General features: G+C 75.3%; 18 protein-coding genes. 10 read left to right on the top strand and 8 right to left on the bottom strand.

Features of this window, described 5'->3' with window-relative positions; all coding sequences use genetic code 11:
• Window positions 1-40: 40 nt before the first annotated feature.
• The gene (locus ACFVFR_RS14500; RefSeq protein ID WP_383701167.1) at window positions 41-2,044 is read right to left on the bottom strand and encodes an APC family permease; all 2,004 of its coding nucleotides are present in this window, start codon (window positions 2,042-2,044) and stop codon (window positions 41-43) included.
• Between the two features lie 552 nt (window positions 2,045-2,596).
• On the opposite strand from ACFVFR_RS14500, the gene ACFVFR_RS14495 reads away from it, so the two are divergent.
• Window positions 2,597-3,085 (top strand): hypothetical protein, encoded by a 489-nt coding sequence (locus ACFVFR_RS14495; protein ID WP_383701165.1) that lies wholly within the window; start codon window positions 2,597-2,599, stop codon window positions 3,083-3,085.
• A 120-nt stretch (window positions 3,086-3,205) separates the two neighbouring features.
• Here ACFVFR_RS14495 and ACFVFR_RS14490 read toward each other — a convergent pair whose 3' ends face one another.
• The 3 genes from ACFVFR_RS14490 to ACFVFR_RS14480 all read right to left on the bottom strand — a co-directional run bounded on the left by ACFVFR_RS14490 (window position 3,206) and on the right by ACFVFR_RS14480 (window position 10,327).
• Complete coding sequence (locus tag ACFVFR_RS14490; RefSeq protein WP_383701163.1) at window positions 3,206-6,709, bottom strand: M20/M25/M40 family metallo-hydrolase; 3,504 nt, start codon at window positions 6,707-6,709, stop codon at window positions 3,206-3,208.
• 698 nt (window positions 6,710-7,407) lie between these two features.
• Window positions 7,408-8,892 (bottom strand): helix-turn-helix domain-containing protein, encoded by a 1,485-nt coding sequence (locus ACFVFR_RS14485; RefSeq protein WP_383701161.1) that lies wholly within the window; start codon window positions 8,890-8,892, stop codon window positions 7,408-7,410.
• 172 nt (window positions 8,893-9,064) lie between these two features.
• A complete protein-coding gene (locus tag ACFVFR_RS14480) occupies window positions 9,065-10,327 on the bottom strand; it encodes a cytochrome P450 (protein WP_383701159.1) in 1,263 nt (420 codons plus the stop codon).
• A gap of 155 nt (window positions 10,328-10,482) precedes the next feature.
• Here ACFVFR_RS14480 and ACFVFR_RS14475 point away from each other — a divergent pair, with 155 nt between their 5' ends.
• From ACFVFR_RS14475 to ACFVFR_RS14465, 3 genes are all read left to right on the top strand, one after another.
• The gene (locus ACFVFR_RS14475; protein ID WP_383701157.1) at window positions 10,483-11,577 is read left to right on the top strand and encodes a TauD/TfdA family dioxygenase; all 1,095 of its coding nucleotides are present in this window, start codon (window positions 10,483-10,485) and stop codon (window positions 11,575-11,577) included.
• Between the two features lie 70 nt (window positions 11,578-11,647).
• Complete coding sequence (locus tag ACFVFR_RS14470) at window positions 11,648-12,427, top strand: sulfite exporter TauE/SafE family protein (RefSeq protein ID WP_383701155.1); 780 nt, start codon at window positions 11,648-11,650, stop codon at window positions 12,425-12,427.
• A gap of 473 nt (window positions 12,428-12,900) precedes the next feature.
• On the top strand, window positions 12,901-13,263 hold the full coding sequence (locus ACFVFR_RS14465; protein WP_383701153.1) for an ATP-binding protein: 363 nt from the start codon (window positions 12,901-12,903) through the stop codon (window positions 13,261-13,263).
• 262 nt (window positions 13,264-13,525) lie between these two features.
• Here the strand turns inward: ACFVFR_RS14465 and ACFVFR_RS14460 are convergent, their stop codons facing one another.
• A complete protein-coding gene (locus tag ACFVFR_RS14460; protein ID WP_383701151.1) occupies window positions 13,526-14,389 on the bottom strand; it encodes an NAD(P)H-binding protein in 864 nt (287 codons plus the stop codon).
• A 149-nt stretch (window positions 14,390-14,538) separates the two neighbouring features.
• Here ACFVFR_RS14460 and ACFVFR_RS14455 point away from each other — a divergent pair, with 149 nt between their 5' ends.
• Window positions 14,539-15,621: an AraC family transcriptional regulator gene (locus tag ACFVFR_RS14455; protein ID WP_383701149.1), complete on the top strand. Its 1,083-nt coding sequence runs from the start codon at window positions 14,539-14,541 to the stop codon at window positions 15,619-15,621.
• Between the two features lie 211 nt (window positions 15,622-15,832).
• Here the strand turns inward: ACFVFR_RS14455 and ACFVFR_RS14450 are convergent, their stop codons facing one another.
• A complete protein-coding gene (locus tag ACFVFR_RS14450) occupies window positions 15,833-16,801 on the bottom strand; it encodes a helix-turn-helix domain-containing protein (RefSeq protein WP_383701147.1) in 969 nt (322 codons plus the stop codon).
• Between the two features lie 331 nt (window positions 16,802-17,132).
• Here ACFVFR_RS14450 and ACFVFR_RS14445 point away from each other — a divergent pair, with 331 nt between their 5' ends.
• The gene (locus ACFVFR_RS14445; protein ID WP_383701145.1) at window positions 17,133-17,567 is read left to right on the top strand and encodes an ATP-binding protein; all 435 of its coding nucleotides are present in this window, start codon (window positions 17,133-17,135) and stop codon (window positions 17,565-17,567) included.
• Window positions 17,568-18,297: 730 nt separating this feature from the next.
• On the opposite strand, the gene ACFVFR_RS14440 is transcribed toward ACFVFR_RS14445, so the two are convergent.
• Together ACFVFR_RS14440 and ACFVFR_RS14435 are read right to left on the bottom strand one after the other, a co-directional pair.
• Window positions 18,298-18,666, bottom strand: a complete 369-nt coding sequence (locus ACFVFR_RS14440) for a DUF4259 domain-containing protein (RefSeq protein ID WP_383701358.1) — start codon at window positions 18,664-18,666, stop codon at window positions 18,298-18,300.
• Window positions 18,667-18,837: 171 nt separating this feature from the next.
• Window positions 18,838-19,200: a cupin gene (locus ACFVFR_RS14435; RefSeq protein WP_383701143.1), complete on the bottom strand. Its 363-nt coding sequence runs from the start codon at window positions 19,198-19,200 to the stop codon at window positions 18,838-18,840.
• Window positions 19,201-19,483: 283 nt separating this feature from the next.
• Between ACFVFR_RS14435 and cutA the strand changes: the two genes are divergently transcribed.
• The 4 genes from cutA (at window position 19,484) to ACFVFR_RS14415 (ending at window position 23,583) form a co-directional block, all read left to right on the top strand.
• Window positions 19,484-19,810: a divalent-cation tolerance protein CutA gene (cutA, locus tag ACFVFR_RS14430; protein ID WP_383701355.1), complete on the top strand. Its 327-nt coding sequence runs from the start codon at window positions 19,484-19,486 to the stop codon at window positions 19,808-19,810.
• Between the two features lie 574 nt (window positions 19,811-20,384).
• Window positions 20,385-21,440, top strand: coding sequence for an adenosine deaminase (locus tag ACFVFR_RS14425; protein ID WP_383701141.1), 1,056 nt, complete (start codon window positions 20,385-20,387; stop codon window positions 21,438-21,440).
• A 62-nt stretch (window positions 21,441-21,502) separates the two neighbouring features.
• Window positions 21,503-21,958: a MarR family winged helix-turn-helix transcriptional regulator gene (locus ACFVFR_RS14420; protein WP_383701139.1), complete on the top strand. Its 456-nt coding sequence runs from the start codon at window positions 21,503-21,505 to the stop codon at window positions 21,956-21,958.
• Window positions 21,959-22,164: 206 nt separating this feature from the next.
• Complete coding sequence (locus ACFVFR_RS14415) at window positions 22,165-23,583, top strand: deoxyguanosinetriphosphate triphosphohydrolase (protein WP_383701137.1); 1,419 nt, start codon at window positions 22,165-22,167, stop codon at window positions 23,581-23,583.
• The last annotated feature ends 115 nt before the right edge of the window (window positions 23,584-23,698 follow it).

Below are 23,698 nucleotides of genomic sequence, written 5' to 3'. Positions count from 1 at the left end.
CTACCGCCCCCGGCCGGGCCGTCGCTCCCCCCGGGTCGAACTACCGCGAACCCGGCGTGGTGCTGGGCGCGGGCGCCGGTGCGGGGTATGGGTCGGTCAGCCGGGTGCGGAGTCGGCAGATGACGGCGTCGGTCTCCCGGCGTACGGCGTGCGCGACCACGCCGCCCCGCCGGTTGTGCAGCAGCCGGTGCCAGGGCCGGGCGGGTTCCACCTCGGGGATCAGCACGGTGATCCGCCAGCCCGGCCGGTCGGCGGCCACCTCCCGGACGTAGGCGGCGATCGGCCGGCCCACCTCGCGGCTGGCCCACGGCAGGGCGACCAGGGGCACCCCGGGGCGCCACAACTCCCAGTCGCGGCGCAGTGCTTCGACGGCGCGCCGGTCCTCGGCGTCGCCGTGGTGGACGGTCACCGCCACCGCCTCGTCGCCCAGCGAGACGGCCGCGGCCATGGCCTCGCCGGTGACCGCCGACAGGCCGGAGACCGGGACCACGACCAGCGAGGGGGCGCGGCGCGGCGGATCGGGCACCCGGCCGAGGCCGAGCCGCTGCCCGATCCGCCCGTACGCCCGGTGCACCGCCTCGAAGGCGAGCACGATCAGCGGCAGCGCGATCACGACGAACCAGGCGCCGTCCGTGAACCTGGTCGCGGTGACCACGATCGCGCTCAGGCCCGTCAACAGCGCGCCGGCACCGTTCAGGGCCATCCTGGCCCGGCGTCCGCGCACGTCGGGCCGGCGGTACCAGTGCAGCACCATGCCGGTCTGGGCGAGGGTGAAGCCCACGAAGACACCGATGGCGAACAGCGGCACCAGGGTGTTGGTGTCCCCGCCCGAACCGGCCAGCAACAGCGCGGCGACGGCGGCCAGGGCCAGCACCCCGTACCGGTGCACCTGGCGGTCGGCCCGCAGGCCGAAGACGTGCGGCAGATAGTGGTCCCTGGCCAGCAGCTTGAGCAGGATCGGGAGGCTGCCGAAGGAGGTGTTGGCGGACAGCGCCAGGAGGGTCATGGTGGCGAACTGCACGACGTAGAAGCCCCATCCGTGGCCCAGCGAGGCGTCCGTGAGCTGGGCGAGCACGGTCACGCCGGCCACCGGGCGCAACTGGAACCGGGCGATCAACACCGACAGGCCGATCAGCATCACCCCGAGCACCACCCCCAGGACGACCTCGGCGCGTTGGGCCCGCCGCGCGGCGGGCGCGCGGAAGGACGGCACGGCGCTCGCGACGGCCTCGACGCCGGTCAGCGCGGAACAGCCCGCCGCGAACGCCTTGAGCAGCAACAGGGCGCCCACCGTGGTCGCGTTGTCGGCGAGCACCGCCGCGTGGCCGGCGGACGCCTCGGTGGACAGCGGCGCGTCCCGCGACAGGCCGACGGCGATCACGGTGAGCACGGCGAGCACGAAGACCACGGTGGGCAGCAGGAAGGCGCGCGCCGAGTCCACGACGCCGCGCAGGTTCACGCCGGTGACCAGCGCCAGCACTCCCAGGCACAGCCACAGCCGATCGTCGTACAGCCGTGGGTAGGCGGAGGTCAGCGCGGCCACTCCGGCCGTCACGGCGACCGCGGCGTTCAGCACGTAGTCCAGGACGAGGGAGGCGGCGGCCACCAGCGACGCGCGTCGGCCCAGGTGGCGCCTGGCCACCGCGTACGCGCCGCCGCCGTCCGGGAAGGCCGCGATGACCTGCCGGTAGGAGGCGACGAGCACGGCCAGCAGGGTCGCGATGGCCAGGGTGACCGGCACGGTGTACCCGAGTCCGCGCGCCCCGGCGGCGGCCAGCACCAGGACGACGGCTTCCGGCCCGTAGGCCACCGACGCCATGGCGTCCAGCGACAGGGCCGCCAGGCCGGTCAGCGTGGTGAGCCGGTGCCGGTCGGCCGGGTCGGCGCCGGCGGCGCGGCCCGTGGGCACGGCCCGCGCGACGGTCTCGGCGGCGTCATCGGTGGCGTCGTCGGTGGCGGCGGGGGCGGGCCCGGCGGGGGCGCCGGTATCCGGGGGGTCCTCGGTGGGGCGCGCCGCCCCCGTCCTCCTGGCGTCGCTGAACATGGCTGGGCCTACCTCCGTTGGTGCCGTCGACGGACGGGCACCAGCGTGAGTGCGGTCGCCGCCCCTCGCGCGCCACCTTGGCGCGCCCTTGCCGTCGCCCGCCCCGATCCTCACGCGGCCTTGACGCAACGCGGTGACCTGGGGCGACATGGCCGGCCGCGGCGTCGCGGCCGGCCGGCGTCAGCGGTCCGTCAAGGTGGGCCGAGTGGGCGTCAGCACCCCGTCAACGCCCCCTCCGCCCGCCCGTCGCCGTCCTACGGTCGAGACATGCGCAGGGCACCAGAAGGCGACAGGACTCCTGGCCGCGGGCTCACCACGCGCCGGGAGCGAGGGGGCGCGGCGATGGTGTGGCGCGCCGCGCGCCGGACGGGCCCGCGCGCGCCGGAGGCGCCCGGTACGGCTGTTCCCCGGGTCGCGCCGGCGGGGCCCGCCCCGCTCGCCCCGCCGCTCCGCCCGGCCCCGGGCCGCGCGCCCACGCCCGCCACCGGCCGGGGCCGGCCCACCGCCGCTCCGCCGCCCACCGGGGCGCCCCGCGCGCGGCCCGTGCCGCGCGTGACCGAAAGCGCGCACTGGCGCCGTGAGTCGCGCCTCGCGCTGGGGGTGGCGGCCCCGCTGTACGCCGGGCTGCTGCTGGTCGACCTCGTCAACGGGACGCTGGAGGTGGCGCGCGCCCTGTGCTGGACGGTCCTGGCCCTGCTGCTCCTGGCCGTCCTGGTGCCGCCTCGGGTGACGGCGGGGGAGGGCTGGTTGGCCGTGCGCGGGGTGTGGCGCACCCGGTCGGTGCGGACCGATCTGCTGGTGAGCGTGCGGCTGGTGGGCGGGGTGGCGCCCCGGTTGCTGTTGCGCGACGCGCGCGGGGCGACGGTCTGGGTCGATCCGCGCGTGCTGGTCACCGATCCGCCGCTGTGGCACCGGGTGGAGCGCGGGGCGCGGACGGCGCGGCGGCGGCGCACGCTGTGCGGCGGCCGGTGGCTGCTGGCTGAGTTGGGGCGGTGCGCGGCCGAGTACGACCGCGCCAGGACCCGGCGCGGACCGACCTGACGCGACGTCGGCCCGGGCCCCGCACACGACCACGGCGCCGCCGAAGGTCTTTCGGCGGCGCCGCTTGTCGTGCGGTCAGTGCGGGTCAGCCGGTCGTCGACCGGCCTGCCGCACGGAGTGTCAGCTCACCTTCAGCGTCACGTCGTCCACGACGAAGCTGGTCTGCAGGTAGGCGTCCTCCACCGAGGTGAACGTCACGGTGATCTGCTGGCCCGCGTACTGGCTCAGGTCCACCGAGCGCTCCTGGTAGCCGGTGGCCGCGTCAGTGTTGCTGAGCGTCTCGACCGTGGTGCCGTTGACCTTGATGGTGAACTGGTCGTACGCCGTGTTCTCGGTCTCGGCGGTGTCGACGTGCAGCCAGTAGCCCAGCTTCGCCGAGGAGCAGCCGGCCGGCACGCTGACCGACTGGCTGATGGTGTCGCTGGTGGCGTTGCCGTAGCCGCCGAGCCAGGCGAACCGGCTGCCGCTGTGCGCGCTCTGGCCCGCCTGCGCGCCGATCGCGCCGGTGCTGCCGGTCCACGGCGCGCTGCCGTTCTCGAAGCCGCCGTTGACGATGAGCTGCTCGTCACAGCCGGGAGCGCCGCCGCCGACGGTCAGGGTGTAGGTGGCCGAGTGCGAGGCGGTGCCGGTGCCGGTGACGGTGATCGGGTACGTGCCGGGGCGGGTCTGCGCCGTCGTCGCGATCCTCACCGCGGACTTGCCGCCCGAGGTGAGTGTCTCCGGGTCGAAGGTGACCGTCGCGCCGCCGGGCAGCCCGGTCGCCGACAGGCGCACCTGCTGGGCCGAGCCACCGGTGGTGGCCGTCACGACGGTGGCGCTGGCCGTGGCACCCGGCTCCACGCTGCCCGAGCCGGGCTCGACCGACAGCGAGAAGTCGTCGGCGGGCGCCGTGTCGGAGACGGCCTGCTTCCACAGGGTGTAGGCGATACCGTCCACGCCACGGTTGAGCGCGGTGGCGTTGATGTTGTTCGTGGTGTCGCAGGACGAGTGGTAGCACGGGTCGTACGCGCCGCCCGAGGTGCCGCCCCACTTGGTCGCCTGGGCCGCGGTCTTGCGGTAGCTGGCGCCGGTGGCGTAACCCGAGCTCGCGATGCCCGCCTGCTCGAAGGAGTAGTCGTCCGAGCGGCCCGCGCCCTCGGTGTTCTCCTCGGGCTGGAGCTGGAGCGAGTCCCAGTACTCCTTCATCGGCTTCGCGGCGGCGGAGGTGATGTGGTTGATGAAGTAGCCGCCGTTGACCGAGCCGATCATGTCGAAGTTGTAGTACGCCTTGATCTGCGCCTTCTGGGTCGCCGAGAGCGAACGCACGTAGAAGTTGGAGCCCTTGAGGCCCTGCTCCTCGTCCGTCCACCAGCCGAAGCGGACCCGGTTCTTCATGTTCGGGTTCTTCTCGGCCAGGGTCAGGGCCGTCTCCAGGAGGGCGGCCGAGCCCGAACCGTTGTCGTTGATGCCGGGGCCGGCCGAGACGCCGTCCAGGTGCGCGCCGAACATGTACACGTTGGCCGCGTCGCCCTTGGGCCACTCGGCGATCAGGTTCGGGCCGGCGCCGGCGGTGCAGCCGGAGGTGCACGCCTGCTCGGTGACGGTGTAGCCGGCGGCCTGGAGCTTGCCCTTGACGTAGGCGACGGAGTCCCGGTAGCCCTGCCCGGTCGAGCGGCGGTTGCCGCCGTTGCGGCTGGCGATGGAGTTGAACTCGGTCAGGTGGGCCCGGACCTTGTTCACGTCGATGTCCGGGGCGCCGGTGCCGGGGCCGCTGGTGCCGACGGTGAGCGTGTACTGCGCGGTGTGCGTGGCCGCGCCCTTGGCGGTGATGGTGATCGGGTACGTGCCGGCGGCGGTGCTGGCCGACGTCGTGACCTTCATCGTGGAGCTGGCGCCGGAGGTGACCGAGGCCGGCGTGAACGTCACGTTGGCACCGGCGGGGGCGCCGGTCGCGCTCAGCGCGACGTTCTGGGCCTCACCGCTGGTGGTCGTGGTGCCGATGGTCGCCGTGGCCGTCGAACCCGGGTCGACGCTGCCGGCCGAGGGGCTCACGGACACCGCGAAGTCGCCGCCCTGGCTGGTGCAGGTCGGGTCGCCGGGCTGGGCCGGGATGCTGATCGCGTCCCAGGCGGCCTGCGTCTTGCGGAACAGGTCGCAGGAGGCGTCCAGGCCCTTGGCCGCCGTCAGCGTCGCGGTGCGGTAGCGCTTGTGGGTCATGCCGCTGGTCTTGAGCAGCATGCCGCCGTAGAAGACCTTGCCGGCCGTCTGGATGCCGACGCCGGTGACCGTGGAGTTGTTGCAGGTCGGGCTGGTCGGCTTGCCGCCGCCGGGGTTGGAGCCCTCGGCGAGCAGGTAGAACCAGTGGTTGAGCGGGCCGGCCGCCGCGTGCACCTCGGTGTTGGGGATCGAGGAGGTGTAGCAGCGCGGGTGGTTGCTGACCTTCTGCGGGTCGTACATGTTGCGGATCGGGCCGCTGCCACTGAGGTTGATCATCTCGCCGACGAGGTAGTCGCCCGGGGTGTCGTACGGGGCGGGCTCGTTGGCGTACGCCTCGGTCAGGGCGCCGAAGATGTCGCCGGTGGCCTCACCGAGACCGTTCTCGTTGTTGGCGCCGCCGGGCGTGAACTGGTCGATGCCGTGGCCGAACTCGTGGCCCACGACGTCCATCGCCGAGATCCACTCGTTGGCCCGGTTGTGCCCGATGGTGATCCGCGAACCGTCCCAGTACGCGTTCATCTCGTTCAGGCCCACCCGCACCGGCCAGCTGCCGCCGTTGCCGTTGTGCCCGTTGCGGCCGAGCCACTCGCTCAGCATGTCCCACTCTTTTTGCGCGCCGAACATCGCGTCGACGCAGCCGGTCTCCTTGCTCGTGGGGTTGCCGTTGCCCCAGGAGTCGGAGGACTTGGTCATGACGCTGCCGCCGCTGTAGTCCGCACAGCTGAGACCGGGCCGCTTGGGGTCCTTGAGCTGGTACTGGCCGCCGCTGGCCGTGGTGTCGATGGTCAGCGGGCTGGGGCCGTTCCACTTGCTGTTGCCGGTGCCGGCGCGGACGTCGTCGTACGAGTCGATGACCTTGCCGCTCTGGGCGTCGACGAAGACGTGCAGCCGGCTGGGGGCGCTCGCGGTCGCGCCGCTGAGCACGGTCTCCCAGGCCAGGTGCGACCTGCCGTCCTTGACCCGCACCACCAGGCGGCGCGACTCGCGCTTGTCCACCTTCTTGAGCTGCGCGCGGCTGGTCTTCTCGGCGGCCGAGGCGGTGACCTTTGCCGTGGTGGAGACGTTGATCCGGGCCTTGGTGGCCGACTGGGTGCCCCGCACCTTGCCCTGGCCGTCCGCCAGGACGACCGCGTCCCCGCCGACGACGGGCAGCCCGTGGTAGGTGCGCTCGTAGGCGATCGAGTACAGGCCGCGCAGCCAGGGGGTGACCCCGCGCCGCTCGTAGTGCTCGTTCGGGCCCTTGGCCAGCGCGTCCAGACCGCTGGCGGTGGCCTGGTCGGCCGCCGCGACGGCGCGGTCGGCCGGCTTGGCGGGGGTGGTCCGCGGGGTGTCCGCGGGTGCCGCCGACGCCGTGGATACGGCGGGCAGCGCGGCTATGCCGAGGGTGACGGCCAAAGACACGCCGACCACCGTGATTCTTCGTAGCACGTTGGCTCCTTGGGGGATCGCGAGCTCACGACGAGCAGGTGCGGTTGAGCCGCTCGGTCAGGGCAGGGGGTGTCTCGTACGCGAACCGCCAGGGGCCCGGCCGCACCGCGCCGAACACAACATGTCCATGACTAAGCCGCCGCACCGTCACATCCGGGGGCGTGCGGCGTCAACGGATCGTCGGGCGTGCGCCGGTTCTGGCAACAACCGGAAAGAGCCGCCCGATAACCGGACGGGGCACGGCCGACCGGTCGCCTACCGGAACGGGCCGGGTCACCGAGGGCCGGCCCCCGGCGCCCGCCGCCGCGCGGCGGGGCGCGTTCGCCCAGGCCAACGTCCGTGCCCGGGCCGGGCTCCCACGGTCCCGGGCGCGATCCGCGTACCACCAGAACCCCGCCGGTGGCGGCCTCGCGCGCGGGCGGGGGAGCGGTGGCGTACGAACCGTGCGGCGGTGGTGTACGCGGCGCACGGTGGTCGGGTACGCGTCGTGCGGTGCTGGGGCGCGAGCGGTGTGACGGTGGGGCACGCGGCGGGCGGCGCCGACGCGCGTCACGTGCGGCCGGCGGGGGCCGGCTGGGGGCGGCCCGGCGCGGGCCGTGCGGCGGCGGGGCGAGGGGGTGCGGCCCCGGCGGCGGTCGCGCGGGAAGCGTTACGGAGGTGGTCCGTGGGGCCCGGTGGGTCGGTGGGACCGGAGGTGTTCAGCCCTCCACGGCGCGCAGGCGTTCGGCGAAGTCGCGGACCGCGCGGAGCTCGCCCCAGCGCGCGCCGAGCCGGGCCGCCAGGCCGCGCAGCTCCCGCGAGATCGTCACCTGCCGCGCTCGGCCGGCCTGTTCGAGCACGGGCTCGACGACGGCGAGCGCGGCGTCCGGATCGCCGGCGCACGCGTGGCAGTCGGCCAGCCGCGTGGTCAACAGCAGGTGGGCCAGCGTCATCCGGGGCGCCAGCTGCGCCAGCGAGTCGGCCGTGGCCGCCGCCGCGTCCCGGGCCGTGGCCGGGTCGCCGGTCGCCGCCGCCAGGTCCCGTAAGGCCCCGCCCACCGCCGACTCGACCCGCACCAGCCCCTCGGCGCCGCACAGCCACGGCGCCTCCGCCTCGTCCCGCGGGCCGAGCGCCTCCAGCCGGCGCCGGGCCAGCGCGGCCTGCCGCCGGGTCTGCGACCCGTCGCCCAGCGCGGCGTACGCCCGTGCCTGGTAGGCGTGCGTCAACGTCATGATCCAGCCGCGGCCGGAGTCGACCGCGGCGATGGTCTGCGCGTACCCCAGCGCCGCCGTCGGGTCGCCGTCGATGCGCGCCAGCGTGCTCAGATCGCTGGGCAGGATGCCACGGGCCACCACGTCGTCGGAGCTCTGCGCCCAACGCAGCCCGTGGCAGAACCAGGCCATGGCGATGGCGCTCTGCCCCCGCTCCATCCGCAGCCGCCCCGCCAACTGGGCGTAGTCCGCCGCCAGCCGCAGCTGCGCGATGGGGAAGGTGCCCGCGACGTGAACCGCCTCCGCCCAGGCCACCACCGCGCGCAGCACCCGCTCGACGGTGCTCACCAGGGCGGCCGTGGGGGTCGCGGCGGTGCTCAGCCGCACCTGGGCGCTGAGCAGGCCCGCCAGGCCGTGCACGGTGTCCGGGTCCGAGGCCACCGGCCGCCGGTCCTCGGCGGCCCGGTCCACCCGCGCCAGCAGCGCCCGCGTCTCGCCCAGCGCGGGCACGGCGCAGTCCACGCGCGCGTGCAGCGGACATCGCGGCCCCTGGACGGAGAGCCGGGCCGGCCAGTCGTCCACGCCCAGCGGACCCAGCGGGCGCGGCTGTCGCCGCTCGCCCGGCACCGGCAGGAACAGTGAGGCCGCGTCCCGGGGCGAGCCGCCGGGCCAGCCCGCCGGAGAGCCGTGCGCGCCGGCCGCGATCGCCGACAGCTCGCCCCCGGCGCCGAGCACCGCGTCCAACCGGCGCACCAGGCTCGCCGGCAACTCCCGTTTCCCGCTCTCCCATTTGCTGACCACGCTGTGGTGGTAGCCCAGGCGCAGCCCGAGCTGGTGCTGGGTCAGCCCCGCGCGCCGCCGGCAGTGCCGCAGCGCTCGTCCGAACTCGGTCCACACTCCCGACACCGGGGCGTCCTTGACGGGCATGGCCAACTCCTGTCCGTGACTGCGCGCACGTCGCCCGCTGGCGACGGCGGCTTTCGCAGGGCTCACCCACCGGATGCTGCTGCGTCGGCTGAGCCCGGAGATTAACGGTTCAGGGAATGCGGCGTATATGCGCTTTACCCAAAGCTGACGCGCGGGTGCCCGCCGGTACGGCGTGATGTGGCCACGGGCCCACGTCGCGCCCGGGCGTGCCGGCGCGGTGGCGGGGCGCCGGCGCGACTCACCCCGGCCCGCCGCCCGCCAGGCGCACCGGCAGGGTGTGCGTGCTGTTGCCGATGAAGCTCGGATGCGGCGGCAACTCGGCCTCGGGCACGGCCAGAGCGAGGTCGGGGAAGCGCTCGTAGAGCATGCCGAGCGCGATCGCCGACTCCATCCGGGCCAGCGGGGCGCCCAGGCAGTAGTGCGCGCCGTGGCTGAACGCCAGGTTCCGCACGTCGGTCTCGCGCCGCACGTCGAACCGGTCGGCGTCCGGGCCGTACGCCAACGGGTCGCGCCCCGCCGCCGTGTACGAGGCGAGCACCGGGGCCCCGCGCGGGATCACCGTGTCGCCGACCGTCAGGTCGGTGGTGGGGTAGCGGAACGGGAAGTAGCTGACCGGGCTGTCGTAGCGCAGCGTCTCCTCGACGACCGCGTCCCAGGTGACCTCGCCGGCCAGCACGAGGGCGAGTTGCTCGGGGTGGGTGCTCAGGGCGCGCACCGCGTTGGTGATCAGGTGCAGGTTGGTCTCGTGCCCGGCGATGATCATCAGCAGCAGGGTGGCGGACAGTTCCTCCTCGCTGAGCCGGTCGCCATCCTCCTCGCGCGCGGCGATCAGCGCGCTGGTCAGGTCGTTCCCGGGCGCGGCCCGCCGCTCGGCCGCCACCTGGGACAGGACGGCGTACATCTCCTCGGTCGCGGCCCGCGCCCGCCGGGGATCGGTGGCCGTGCTCACGATGTCGTGCGAGAGCGCGTGCAGCCGCTCCTCGTGCGCCGGGTCCACGCCCAGCAGTTCGCAGATCACCCCGAGCGGCAGCGGCAGGGCGTACAGCTCGCGCAGATCGACCACGCCGTCGGGCGCCACCGCCGCCGCGTCGGCCAGCCGGTCGAGCAGCGCGCCGGTCCGCTCGCGCACCCGTGGGCGCAGCGCCTCCACCCGGCGCGGGGTGAACGCCCGGGTGACCAGGGTGCGCAGCCGCCGGTGTTCGTCACCGTCGGCGGTGGTCATGCCCTGGACGGTGGCGAAGGCCGTCAGCGGCCAGCCGTCCGGCAACCGCCCCGCGTGCAGCGCGGCGAAGTGGCAGGCGTCCTTGGCGACGTCGGGGTCCTGGAGGAACTCCCGCAACTCCTCGTGGCGCACGACGGCGTACGCGGGCACCTCGCCCGGCAGGACGAGCGGCACCGCCGCGCCGTGCGCGCGCAGGCCCGCGTTGACGCCGTGCTGGTCGACCCCGTGCGGGTCGAGTCGGTGCGGGAGGGTGACGGGGCAGCGCTGCTGGTCATCCATGGGCCATCTCCCGGTGGGGGCCGGTGTGTCGGAGGCTCAGCGTAGTCACGGAACGGCATATTCCCCCGGGGTCGGGATTGAGCCGAAGCTCAGAAGTACCTCAACAATCGGGCGGTTCGGGGACGTGTCGCCATCCGTTTCCTAGGCTCGTGATCATGAACGCAACACCGGCGTCCGGGCCGCCGCGCACGCGACAGCCCGTCGCGCCCCTCCGCCCGACGGCCGCGACCGCGGCCCCCGCACCCCCCGACGAGCCGCCCGCCCCCGGGTCGGCCACCTCCCGCGTACCGCTGCCCGACGAGGACCCGCGCTACTACCTGGAGCGGGGCGCCACCCTGCTGCGGGCCCGGCTGCCCGCCGCCACCCTGGAGCGCCTGGCGCGCTGGCGGGAGGCGCCCACCCCGTGGCTGGAGCTGACCGGCCTGCCCCAGGCCGAGGACGAGGTGCCGACCCCGCGCACCGGGTTCTGCGACGAGTCGCTGCTGACCGTCCCCAACCTGGTCCACTTCGGGCTGCTGCGGCTGCTCGGCCTGGACCCGGTCGCCTACCGCTGGGAGAACGAGGGCCGTCTCGTGCGCAACGTCGCACCGAGCCCCGACGCCGCCCACAGCCAGACCTCCTGGGGATACGCCGCCGGCCTGGACTGGCACACCGACGACTCGGTCCTGGACCACCGGGCGGACGGCGCGGCTGAAGAATCCATTCCGCACTTCCTGTCCTTCTACGGCATGCGCAACACCGAACGCGTCCCCACCTGGCTGTTGTCCGTGGACGAGGCCCTGTCCGGCCTGTCCGCCACCACGGTGGCCGCGCTGCGCCGACCGGACTTCGACGTGACGGCGCCCGAGTCGTACGCGGCGGCTCCCGTGGCGGGCGCGCGGCGCGCCGTCGACCAGGGCGCCGACGCGGATGCCGGGGGCGCGGCCCACGACGGCGGGCGGGCCGCCGCCGCCGACCGGCCGCCGCTGCGTACCGGAGTGCCCCTGCTGTGGACGCTGCCGGGCGGCGCGATGGGCCTGCGGTACGGGCCGGGCCGGATCACCGGCCGCACCGGGGCGGCCCGGGAGGCGCTGGCCCGGTTCGCGGAGCGGGTCGCCGGCTGCGAGGGCGAACCGATCATGGTGGAGGCCGGCGGCTTCCACGTTTTCGACAACCGTAGGGTGATGCACCGGCGGCTCCCGTTCGAGCCCGCCGCCGCGGACCACGCGCGCTGGCTGCGCCGCTGCTACGCGCGATCCGGCGCGGCCTGAGCGAGGCGCGCGAGGGGAGCGGGGGCGGACCGTGGCCCGACGCGACGGCTCGACGGCCTGAGAGGCGACCATGCACGACATATCCCTGCTGACGCTGGTCCTGCTGTGTCTGGCGGCGGCCATGGCCGGCTGGATCGACGCGGTGGTGGGCGGCGGCGGCCTGCTGCAACTGCCGGCCCTGCTGGTGGGGCTGCCGCACGTACCGGCCGCGCACGTCCTCGGCACCAACAAGGCGGTCGCCGTCGTCGGCACGACGGCCGCCGCGATCACCTACACCCGCAAGGCGCCGGTGGACGTCCGCACCGCCATCCGCATCGGCGTGGCCGCCGTCGCGGGCTCCTTCGGCGGCGCGTTCTTCGCCGCCGGCATCAACAGCGCGGTCCTCCGCCCCCTGATCATGGTGGTGCTGTTGGCGGTGCTGGCCTTCGTGCTGCTGCGCCCCACGTTCGGCGCGAGCTCCGGCGCGGGCCCGGTCACCCGCCGCCGCGTCCTGGTGGCCATCCTCGTCGCCGGCCTCGGCATCGGCTTCTACGACGGTCTGATCGGCCCCGGCACCGGCACGTTCCTGGTCATCGCCTTCGCCGCGATCCTGCACATGGACCTGGTCACGGCGTCGGCCACCACCAAGGTGGTCAACACCTGCACCAATCTGGGCGCCCTGGCCATGTTCACCGCCCAGGGCGCGGTCCTGTGGTCCATCGCCGCCCCCATGGCCCTGTTCAACCTGGGCGGCGGCCTGCTCGGCGCCCGCATGGCCCTCAAGCGCGGCAGCGGCTTCGTCCGCGTGGTCCTCGTCGTGGTCGTCGTCACCCTCGTGTGCAAACTCGCCTACGACCAGTGGCTGGCCTGACCCCACGCTGGACCACCGCCCCGCACACCGTCGCAAATCGGGCCCGACACCCTCGTGTTGGGGCCGGCCTCCACGCCCTCGGCCCACCGCGTTGACCAGGGACGCGAGCGTCGCGCGACGGGGCGCGGGCCGGGCCCGCCGCGCGGTGCCGGTCGCGCCGGGTCAACCTCGTCGTAGCGAGCGGAAGTAGCACGACAGAGGGGCACACTCCGCCACTAGCGGCTGAAACGGAGGTAATCGCTCCGTGCGCGAGTAAAAGGATCAATCGCGTGGCACTACTTTCCGTAGTTGATCGCTGGCGCGGTGGCCGGCCCGGCAGGAACGTCGGGCGGCCGTGCCGGCGTGCGCAAGACGGTTCTTCCTGGAGGTGTGTGGTGACCTTGGCGCCCCAAGGCCCGTCCGGTCTAGACAGCGATACGGATCAATCCGCCGTCGCATACGACCGATTTGATTACACGCCGTATCCGAAAAGCGTGTCGCAGGCCCGCAGGCGCGCCGCGCGCGTCGTCGCGGACTGGGGGCAACCCGCCCTCGCCGACGACGTGGCGTTGATCGTCTCGGAGCTGGCCAGCAACGCCGTGCTGCACGGGGCGCTGCGTGGACGCCTGTTCCGCGTGCAACTCACCCTGAGCCGGGCGGCGCTCCGGGTCGCCGTCAGCGACCCGAAGGGCGAGCGGCTGCCACGCACCCGGGAGCCGGGACCCGACGACAAGTTCGGCCGCGGACTGCTCATCGTGGACGCCGTGGCGGCGCGGTGGGGCGTGCGGGAGCGCACCGTCGGCAAGGACGTGTGGGCCGAACTCGACCTGGAGCGGGCCGCGCACTCCCGCCCTTGACCGGCAACGGGCCCCCGCCGTGTGGCGGGGGCCCGCCCGTTTCCGTGCCCGTCTCGTCCGTTCCGCGCCACCGGCCAGGGGGCACGCGGGCCGCCCCGCGTGAGGCGTACCGCGCGGGCCGCCCCGCGCGCGGCGTCGATCCGTGCGGGTCGGCGTACGCGCGACGTCGTCCGCACGCGGCGCACGCGCCGTGTGGCGGCGCGAGCTCCTCCGCCGCCACACCGCGCGGCCCCGTCCGCTCACGCGACGCGGGCCGCCCCGCTCACGCGGTGGGGGCCGCCCACACGCCGGTCGCCGCCGTCGCGTTGACGTAGTCGGTGATGTCGCGCGGCTCGCGGCCGAGGACGCGCTGGACGCCGTCGGACAGGTGGGCGTTCTTGCCTTCCCTGATCAGGGCGAACAGTCGACGCAGCACCTCGACGAGGTGCGGCGGCACGCCCGCGGCCGTCCACTCGGCGACGAACTGCTCCTCGTCGAGCGGGGTGTAGGTGATGTCCCGGCCGGTGGCCCGGGCGATCTCCGCGACGGCCTCGCCGAACGTCAGCAGCCGGGGCCCCGACAACGCGTACGTCTGCCCCGCGTGACCGTCCTCGGTCAGCGCCACCACCGCCACGTCGGCGATGTCCTCGACGTCGATGAACGGCTCCTGGCCCGCTCCGGTGGACAGCCGCAGGTGGCCGCCCACGACGGCCGGGTGGAAGAAGTCCTCGCTGAAGTTCTGCGCGAACCAACTCGGCCGCAGCACCGTCCACTCGGCCACCCCGGAATCGCGGACCGCCCGCTCCCCGTCGAGCAACTCCGCTTCCTCGCGCGCCGACAGCAGCACGATGCGCCGCACCCCGGCGGCCACCGCGCGGGCCGCGAACGCCTCGACCGCGCGCGCCGACTCCGGGCTGGTCAGCTCGCCCGGCGGCACCAGGTACACCGCGCCCACGCCCGCCAACGCCGGGCCCCAGGTCTCCTCTTCCTCCCACACGAAGCGCTGCCGCCCGCCCTCGGCGGACCGCGAGGCCACCCGCACCCTCAGGCCGCGCTCCCGCAGCCGCTCCACCACGCGGCGACCGGTCTTGCCGGTACCGCCCAACACCAGAAAGTCGCTGTCCCGCAGGGGGCCGTTCTCTGTCATGACTCCAGTCAAGCGGTACGCACGCCGGCCGACCATGGTCGAAAGGCTCGCCGGCATGTCCGTTCGTCCACCCCGCGCGCCCCACCCGCCACCTCCGGCGTCCGAATATCCCGCCGCCCCACGCACGGATGTCCGTTTACGCTGGCGCCATGGACGCGCTCGCCGATCTCCTGAACGGGGCACGGGCCCGCGGGGCCCTCTTCCACCAGTCCGTTCTGGCCCCGCCCTGGTCGCTGCGCTTTCTGCACGGCACGCCGCTCGCGCTGGTCACGATGGTGCGCGGGGACGCGTGGATCGCGGTCGGCGGCGCGGCCCCGGTGCCGCTGCGGGCCGGTGACATCGCGATCGTGCGCGGCCCGCAGCCGTACACGATCTCGGACCGGCCCGGGCTCGCGCCCCAGGTGCTGGTCCACGGCGGTGACGCCTGCACCTCGCCGACCGGGGAGGACCTGAGCCAGTCGCTGACGCTGGGGGTGCGGACCTACGGGCGCAGCCGCGCCGGCTCGGCGTTGCTGCTCAGCGGGGAGTACCCGCTCTCCAGCGACGTGGGTGAACGGCTGCTGGCCGCGCTGCCACCGCTGGTCGTGCTCACCGAGGAGTGCTGGGACTGCCCGCTGATGCCGTTCGTCGCGGAGGAGGTCGAGCGCGACGCCCCGGGCCAACAGGTCGTCCTGGACCGGCTGCTGGACCTGCTGCTCATCTCGACGCTGCGGGCCTGGTTCGCCCGCCCGGAGGCGCAGGCCCCCGCCTGGTACCGGGCATACGACGACCCTGTGGTGGGCAGGGCGCTGCACCTGTTGCACGACGATCCGGCGCACCCGTGGACCGTGGCCGCGCTCGCCGCCAGGACGGGCGTCTCCCGTGCCGCGCTCGCCCGGCGCTTCACACAGCTGGTCGGCGAGCCGCCGATGACGTATCTGACCGGCTGGCGGATGGCGCTCGCCGCGGACCTGCTGCGCGAGCCCGACATGACGGTGGAGCGCGCGGCGCGCCGGGTCGGGTACGCCAACGCCTTCGCGCTGAGCGTGGCGTTCAAACGGGTCCGTGGTGTCAGCCCGAGCGCCCACCGCGCCCGCGCCCAGCGCTCCCGCCCCGCCCCGCCGTCCACCCCGACTCCCGCCCCGGCCCCGACCCTCGCCCCGGCCCCGCCACTGCCCCCGGCACCGCTCGTGCCCGTCGGGCCGGCCCGGCCGCCCGCGACCCGCCGCGCCGCGCCCGCGACCAGGAGCTGACGGCCCTGGCAGCCGAGCCGCGCGGGCCCGGGCTGGCCGGGCCGCGGCCAGGGTCGTACGGCGAGGGCGAGGGCGTGGGCGACGGCGGCGGCGCGCGGCGGCGCGCGGCGCGTGCCGGGGAGGTACAGCGGGGGCGGGGCGCACGCCGGCGGCGGCGTACGGGTGGCGGGTGGTGCGCCGGGGGGAAGCGCGGGCGGGCCTCGTCCGCGTGCTACAGCCAGCCGCGGCGGGCCGCCTGCAGGCCGGCCTGGAAGCGGGTCTGGGCGCCCAGCAGCGTCATGAGCTGGGCGACCCGGCGGGTCATGGTGCGCTGGGTGATGCCGAGTGAGCGGATGATCGTCGCGTCCTTCATGCCGCTGGCCAGCATGCTCAGCAACTCGCGGTCACGCTCGTCCAACGGGCTGTCGGACGGGGCGCTGACGCCGATCGGCGCGGCCCGCTCCCACATCAGGTCGAAGCAGGTGACGATGGCCGTCAGCAGGGGCGAGGGGCGTACGGCGATCGCGGCGGAGGTCTCGCTGGCCTCCAGCACCAGCGGGATCACGGCGCTGGAACGGTCCGCGATGAGCATCTTGAGCCGGGCCGACGGCAGACTCCGCGCCTGCTCGCCCTTGGCCACGCACGCCCACACGAAGTCCATCCGACCAGGCATCTCCAGGGCCGCGGCGTCGTAGATGACCCGGCACTCCACGCCGCGCCGCAACAACTGGTCCTCGATCGGGTTGTCGTTGGCCGTCGAGCTGAAGTACGGCGGGGCGTCGACCACGAGCATCTCCCGCTCCGCGCCCAGTTGCAGCTGCTCCACCCGGTCCCGCATCGCGAGCGGGCCCTCGATCAGCTCGATCAGGTCCCCGGGACTGCTGGCCGTCGCCCCCTGGTACCGCACGGCCAGCTCCCGCAGGTGCTCCCGGAGTGCTTCGAGTTCCTGGTGGCGCCGCTCGGCGAGCACGTCGAAGGCGGCGCCGGGCGGGGCGGCGGTGTAGCGGGCGGGTCGGCCCGCGATGCGGGCGATCAGGCCCGACTCCACGAGCCGGCGCAGCGCGGGGCGCACCTGGGCGGGGGTCGCGCCGACGGCCTCGGCGAGCTGGGCCGTCGTACAGCGGGGAGTGGACAGCACGTGCGGATACAGGGCGCTCTCGGTAGCGCCGAGACCCACGGGTTCCAGCAGCGCATCCGGCATCGGCCCAGCATAGGAAGGGCGGACGCCGGCGGCTAGTTGTGGCCATCGTCTAGCTTTCGGCATTCCGGGCGAGGGGCATCCGCGCTACGGTGCACCCGAATCCAGCTGCCCGATTCATCCTGGCCGACGAAGTCTGAGCCAACCATTCGGTGACTGGTCTGGACCGCCGGAAGCGCCGCACCGTCCGACCGACGTGTACCGCGCAGTGCGGGCCCCGGGCCCGGCGCCCGTCACCGCCTGACGGACGCCGGCCGTACGCAGGAAGGGACGCGTGAGGTACGTGATGCCGACGTGGACGACGGGGGGACGTGAAGGACGTGAACCCGGCGTGATGACCGTCGCGACGACGCCCGTCCTCGCGCGACGCCGCCTCACCCTGCCCACGGTGGCCGCCTCCGTGCCCGCCGCGCGGCGGGCGGCGCGCGTCCTGCTGGCCGACTGGCTGGCGGAGGAGGAGCGGGACCTGGCCGACGCCGCGCTGCTCGTCCTCAGCGAGCTGGTGACCAACACCGTCCGACACGCCGCCCCGCGTTCGCCGTTCTCCGACGTCGCGCTCACCCTGACCCGTGAAGCGCTGGTCATCGCCGTGCACGACCGGCATCCGGTCATCCCCGCCCCCCGGTCCGTGGCGCACGCCGACGGTTGCGGCGGCCGGGGGCTGGCCATCGTCGCCGCCCTCGCCGACGAGGCGGGCGGCGAGTTGCGCGTGGTCGCCGACGCGGACGCGCTGGGCAAGACGAGCACGGTCCGCCTACCCCGCCCCTGACGCGCGACCCGGCCACTCCCATGGCCTCATCGCCGTCTGGCCACCACCTTCGTGGCCTGCCGTCCCCGCGGCCTCCCCGCCCCGACGGCCCCGCTCGACCACCTCGTAGGGCCACCCCCCCGCCCGCCCTCGACGCGCACCGGCACGCCTCGCCCGCACCCGACCCCCCGGCCCGGCGGGCGGTCACGGACCGCCCCATCCGGCCCACCCGCCCCCGGCCCCACCTGATCCGGCCGCGTCACCTCGCCCGACCTTGTCCAGTCCAATGGCGCTCGCCGCTCGCCGCTCGCCGCTCGCCGCCCGCCGCGCGCCGCAGCGCCGGCCCGCCAGCGGCACCGGCGGTCACCACGGCGAGCCCGCGCCCGACCGACGCCGCCGACCGATGCCCCCCCGCCCGACGCCCACGCCCGACGCTCCCCACGGACCACCCGCCCCGGTCGCCCCGGCGGGGGCGACCGCCGCCCACCAGCACCCGCCAGGCCCGGCCCGACCCCTCGCCCTGGTCCAGCTCACCGCGCGGACTCCGACCCCGACCGGACGGTGCCCCGGCCCCGCGCCCCGCCGCACCTCACCGTGCCAGCTCCAGCCCCGCCCAGCTCCAGCCCGCCCAGCTCCAGCCCGCCCAGCTCCAGCCCCGCCCAGCGCCGACCCCACGCTCCCGCCTCCGGCGGCCCCCACCCGCCCCCGGCGATCCGCCCGGCACGGCACCCCGCCACCGCGGGGCGCGCGGTCAGTGCCGCGTGGCGACCTCGGCCAACTGGTCGAAGGTGCGCACCAGCACCGCCCGCCGCTCCTCCCGGAACTCCGCCGACGGCTCCAGGTCGTCGATCGTGCGCTCCCATATCGCCAGGAAGTCGGCCTTCCAGCTCGCGATCACGCCGGGCTCCGGGAGGTGGTGGGTGGCGTACCCCGCGCGTGCCAGGGCGTACAACAGCTCCAGGTGGCAGGGCACGGCGTTGCCCCAGTACTCGTCCGCCTCCAGCTCCACGGGGTCACCGGACATCGCGTCGGCGACCTCGGCGACGAGCCGGCCGATGACGTCCGCGAGATGATCGGCCGCCGTGTCGCTGTCGAAGTTGCCGCTGCCCCACGTGCCCATGACGCTCCCCGCTCCCGTGCCCTCGCCCGCGTACGTGTCCACCTCACCACAGGGGTCTGACAACGGCCCCGACCGGCCGAGGCGGCGTCGCGGCGGAGAGGGCCACGGGGGGAGACGGGCCGGGGCGGGCGCGCGGGAGACGGGGCCGGCGCGGGAGGGGCGGGCCCTTGGTCAGGGGGCGGCGGTCGGGCGGGGCGCGGGCTCGCAGTCGGGGGTCGCGGTCACCGCCGTGAGGAGGACCACCGAGTCCTCGACGGCCAGCAGCGAGTTCCGCTCGTGCGGGATGGCCTGCATCTGGCCGGCGATCAGGTCACGGGCGCCGCTCTCGTTGCCGATCAGCCGTACATGGCCGTGCAGGACCTGGAGGCTCGCCGCCGGCGGGGCGTTGTGCTCGTCCAGTTCCGTGCCGGTGACCAGCGCGATCAGGCTCTGCCGCAGGGGTCCGTCGTGCAGGAACAGATGGGCGCTGCGTCCGTGCGACTCCATCCGTGCCGCGTCCAGATGCTCACGGGCCAGTGCGGTGAGGTCGTCCATGGGCCGTCCTTTCGCTGCGCTCCACGTGACCGCTTCGCAGCTTTTAGTGGGGTTTGACGGTACCGCGGGCCCGGGTGGCCCGCGCGGCTACCGTGGTACCCCGTGTGTGCGTCCGCATGCCGCGTTCCCGACCGGGCCCTCGGGGCGTACGGGCGGTGGACGGCGGGTAGTCGGACGGCCAGCCCGAGCCGAAGGAGCCGTAGCCGTGGTCCCCGACCCGTCAGACGCAGTCGCCCCCACCACCCCCGTCGAGCGACCCGGCGCCACCGCCGCCGTCCTCACGGTGCTGACCACCACCGACGCCGGCGAGAAGGCCGACGCGCTGGCGCGCGGCGCGGTCGCGGCCCGGGTGGCGGCCTGCGCGCAGATCAGCGGTCCGGTGTCCTCGGTCTACCGGTGGCGGGGCGAGGTGGTCGCCGAGCGGGAGTGGCAGGTGCTGTTCAAGACGACGGCCGCCCGGTTCGAGGCGCTGGCCGCCCATCTGCGGGCCGCGCACGGCTACGACACGCCGGAGATCGTCGCGACCCCCGTCACCCACGGCGATCCGGCGTACCTGGCCTGGGTCGTCGAGGAGACCACCCCCGAGCCGCCCGCGCCCCCCGCCGCGTAACCCCGGATCGGCCAGCCCCGCTCGCGCCGCCCCCGCGACCACCGCGCCCGCGTGCCCCGCCCGCGCCCTGGGCACGCACACGGCCGGGCCGGGGAAGCGGCTGCCGTACCCACGGCACGCCGCTCGCCCGGTGACCGCCGCCACGCCTGGGCGCCGCGTGGCCACGCGCGCGCACGCGCCGGGCCCGCCGTCGCACGCGGAACCGGCCCCCCGCGCGCCGTCCAGGTCGACGCCACGCACGCGCCGAGGCGCCCCGCCGGCCACGCCGCGCGCGAGCCCCGCTGGGCCCACGGCGACCCGGTGCCCCCCACCGACGCGGCGCACGCGGACACGACCCGCCCCGGACGGGCTGGCGCAGCACCGGCCAGGCCACCCCGACAGCCTCCGCGAGCGAGGCCGCGCGCCGCGCCCGACGCGCCGGCGGCGCGCCCACGCGGGCCCGGGGCCGCCTGCCCGGCGCCCGCCTCGCGGCCCGGTCACGGGCGCGCGTCGCGCTGGTCATCGGAGCCGACCGGCACCGGCACGGCGTTACGCTGGGAGCTTCTTTCCGCAGCTCAGAGCGAGACTAGGTGTCATGTCCGACCAGCTCCACCGGCCCGCCCCCGCCGACCGGCCCACCCCCACCGACCGGCCGGACCGGCCCGCGCCCGCCCTGCCCACGGCCGAGCTCCACCTGCACATCGAGGGCACGTTGGAGCCGGAGCTGGCCTTCGCGCTCGCCCGGCGCAACGGCGTCGCGCTGCCGTACGCCTCCGAGGACGAGCTGCGCGCCGCGTACTCCTTCACCGACCTCCAGTCCTTCCTCAACCTGTACTACGCGCTGATGGCCGTCCTGCGCACCGAGGAGGACTTCGCCGAGCTGGCGCACGCCTACCTCGCGCGGGCGCGGGCGCAGGGCGTGCGGCATGCCGAGATCTTCTTCGACCCGCAGGCCCACACCGCGCGCGGGGTGCCGATCGGGACGGTCATCGACGGCCTCACCCGCGCGCTGGACCAGGCGCCCGAGACCTACGGCATCACCACCCGCCTCATCATGTGCTTCCTGCGCGACGAGAGCGCCGAGTCGGCCCTGGTCACATTCGAGGCGGCCCGCCCCTGGCTGGACCGGATCACCGCCGTCGGGCTCGACTCGGCCGAGGTGGGCAACCCGCCGGCCAAGTTCCGCGAGGTCTTCGAGCGGGCCCGCGCGGCCGGCCTGCGGTGCGTGGCGCACGCGGGCGAGGAGGGCCCGCCCGGATACGTCTGGGAGGCGCTCGACGTCCTGCGCGTGGACCGGATCGACCACGGCGTGCGCTGCCTGGAGGACGAGGCGCTGGTCGCGCGGCTGGTCGCGGAGCAGGTGCCGCTGACCGTGTGCCCGCTGTCCAACGTGCGCCTGCGGGTGTACGAGGACCTCGCCGACCACCCGTTGCCGGCCATGCTCGCCGCCGGGCTGCGGGTCACGATCAACTCCGACGACCCCGCGTACTTCGGCGGCTACGTCGGCGACAACTACACCGCCGTACGGGACGCCCTCGGGTTGGACGCGGAGGCGCTGCGCACGCTCGCGCGCAACTCCTTCCTCGCCGCCTTCCTCGACGAACCCACCCGGGCCGGCTACCTCGCCGAGGTGGACGCGTACCCGGGCTGAGGCCCCCGGGTCGAGGCCACCGGCTTGACCTCACCATTGGTTCAACTTCTAGCGTCCTCGTCATGAGCTACTCACACAGCGACGAGGACCTGGTCAAGCAGCCCATCGGCTACTGGGGTTGGGCCGCGAGCAAGGCGGTGGTCGACTTCATCCGGGCCGGCCTGCGCGACGTCGGCCTCACCCAGCCGCAGTGGTGGACGCTGCACCAGGTGGCCGAGCACCCGACGGGCCGCACGCGCGCGGAGATCACCGCCGTGCTCGGCGGCTACCTGGACGTCGGCGACGACCTGGCGACGGAGATCGACGCGACGCTGGAGCGGGGGCTGCTGGCCCCCGACGCGTCCGGGCGGCTGCGGTTCACCGAGGCCGGCGAGGCGCTGTACGCGCGGGCCGCGGCGGTCCAGCGGGCGAACCGGGCGACCATTCACGAGGGCGTCAGCGACGCGGAGTTCCTGACCACGATGAAGGTGCTCCAGCGGATGATCCACAACACCGGCGGCACGGCCTGGCACCACTGACCACCGGTAGGGCGGGGCCGGCGCCCCGCCCGGCCGCCGCCCGCCGCGCCCGGCCGCCGCGCCGCCGCCCCGCCGACGAGGCGGGCCCGGTCGGCGTACGGCGCCGTCCCCGTCGCCAGGCGGAGGCCGTCCCCGTGCCCCGCCCCATCCGGCCGCCGCCCGCGCCCGCTCCGACCCGTCCGTGGTCCGGCGGTTACCGTCGGGGTATGAACGGCACACCACCGCCTTCCCCCGGTCAGTCCGGACAGTTCGCCCCCACCGGCCGACCCGACCGGCTCGGCGACGGGGACCAGCCCGGCCACGGCGACCGGCACCGCCAGCCCGGCCAGGGCGCCCCGCGCGACCAGCCCGACGTGCCCGGCTACTCCGCCGCCGACCTGGAGCGGTGGGAGCCCGAGCCCGACAAGCGCCCCGGGCGCACCGCCTTCCAGCGCGACCGGGCCCGGCTGCTGCACTCCGCCGCGCTGCGCCGGCTCGCCGGCAAGACCCAGGTGGTGACCCCCGACACGAGCCCCCAGGCGTGGGACGCCAGCCCCCGCACCCGGCTCACGCACTCCCTGGAGTGCGCCCAGGTCGGCCGGGAGCTGGGCGCCGCGCTCGGCTGCGACCCGGACCTGGTCGAGGTGGCCTGCCTCGCCCACGACCTGGGCCACCCGCCGTTCGGTCACAACGGCGAGCGCGCCCTGGACGAGGTCGCCCGGGAGTGCGGCGGCTTCGAGGGCAACGCCCAGTCGCTGCGCCTGCTCACCCGCGTCGAGCCCAAGCGCTTCCGTACCGACGCGGAGTCGGGCGAACCCGTCAGCGTCGGACTCAACCTCACCCGCGCCGCCCTGGACGCCGCCACCAAGTACCCCTGGCCGCGCGGCGCGCACCCCACCGACCCGGCCTCGCCCAAGTTCGGCGCGTACGCGGACGACCTGCCCGTCTTCCACTGGCTGCGCCAGGACGCGCCGGCGGGCGGCACCTGCTTCGAGGCCCAGGTCATGGACTGGTCCGACGACGTCGCCTACTCCGTCCACGACGTCGAGGACGGCCTGCACGCCGGCCACCTGGACCCGGGCGTGCTGCTCGCCGAGCCCGAGCGGCGCGAGGTCTTCGCCGTGGCCGCCCGCCGCTACGCCCCCGGCGCCGACCCCGAGGAGCTGGCCGCCGCCCTGGACCGGCTGCTCGACCAGGAGTGGTGGCCGCACGGGTACGACGGCTCCGCCCTGGCCCAGGCCCGCCTCAAGGACGCCACCAGCCAACTCATCGGCCGCTTCTGCCAGGCCGCCGAGGACGCCACCCGCACCGCCCACGGGCCGGGGCGCCTCACCCGCTACCGGGCCACGCTGGTCGTCCCGCGCCCCATACGCCTGGAGTGCGCCGTCCTGAAGGCCGTGGCCGACCGGTACGTCATGCAGCGCGCGGACCAGGAACGGCTGCGCGCCGACCAGCGCGTGGTCATCGCCGAACTGGCGCAGGCGCTGCTCGCGCGCGCCCCGCACGGCCTCGACCCGCAGTTCCGCGCGCTGTTCGCGGCGGCCCACGACGACACCGAGCGGCTGCGCGTCGTCGTCGACCAGATCGCCTCGCTCACCGACGCCTCCGCCCGCTCCCTGCACGCCCGCCTGACCGCCCCCCGGTGACCCGCGCCCCGGCGCCCGCCCCGCGCCCGCGCGCCCCGGGCCACGGGGCGCGCGGGCCGGTCCGGCAACTGGACCGTCCGGCGTAGTGCCCCTTCCCGCGGGCCGCTGGTTGCGG

Source organism: Streptomyces sp. NPDC057702 (assembly GCF_042799315.1).
GTDB lineage: Bacteria > Actinomycetota > Actinomycetes > Streptomycetales > Streptomycetaceae > Streptomyces.
This window is presented reverse-complemented; position numbering and strand designations above follow the sequence as displayed.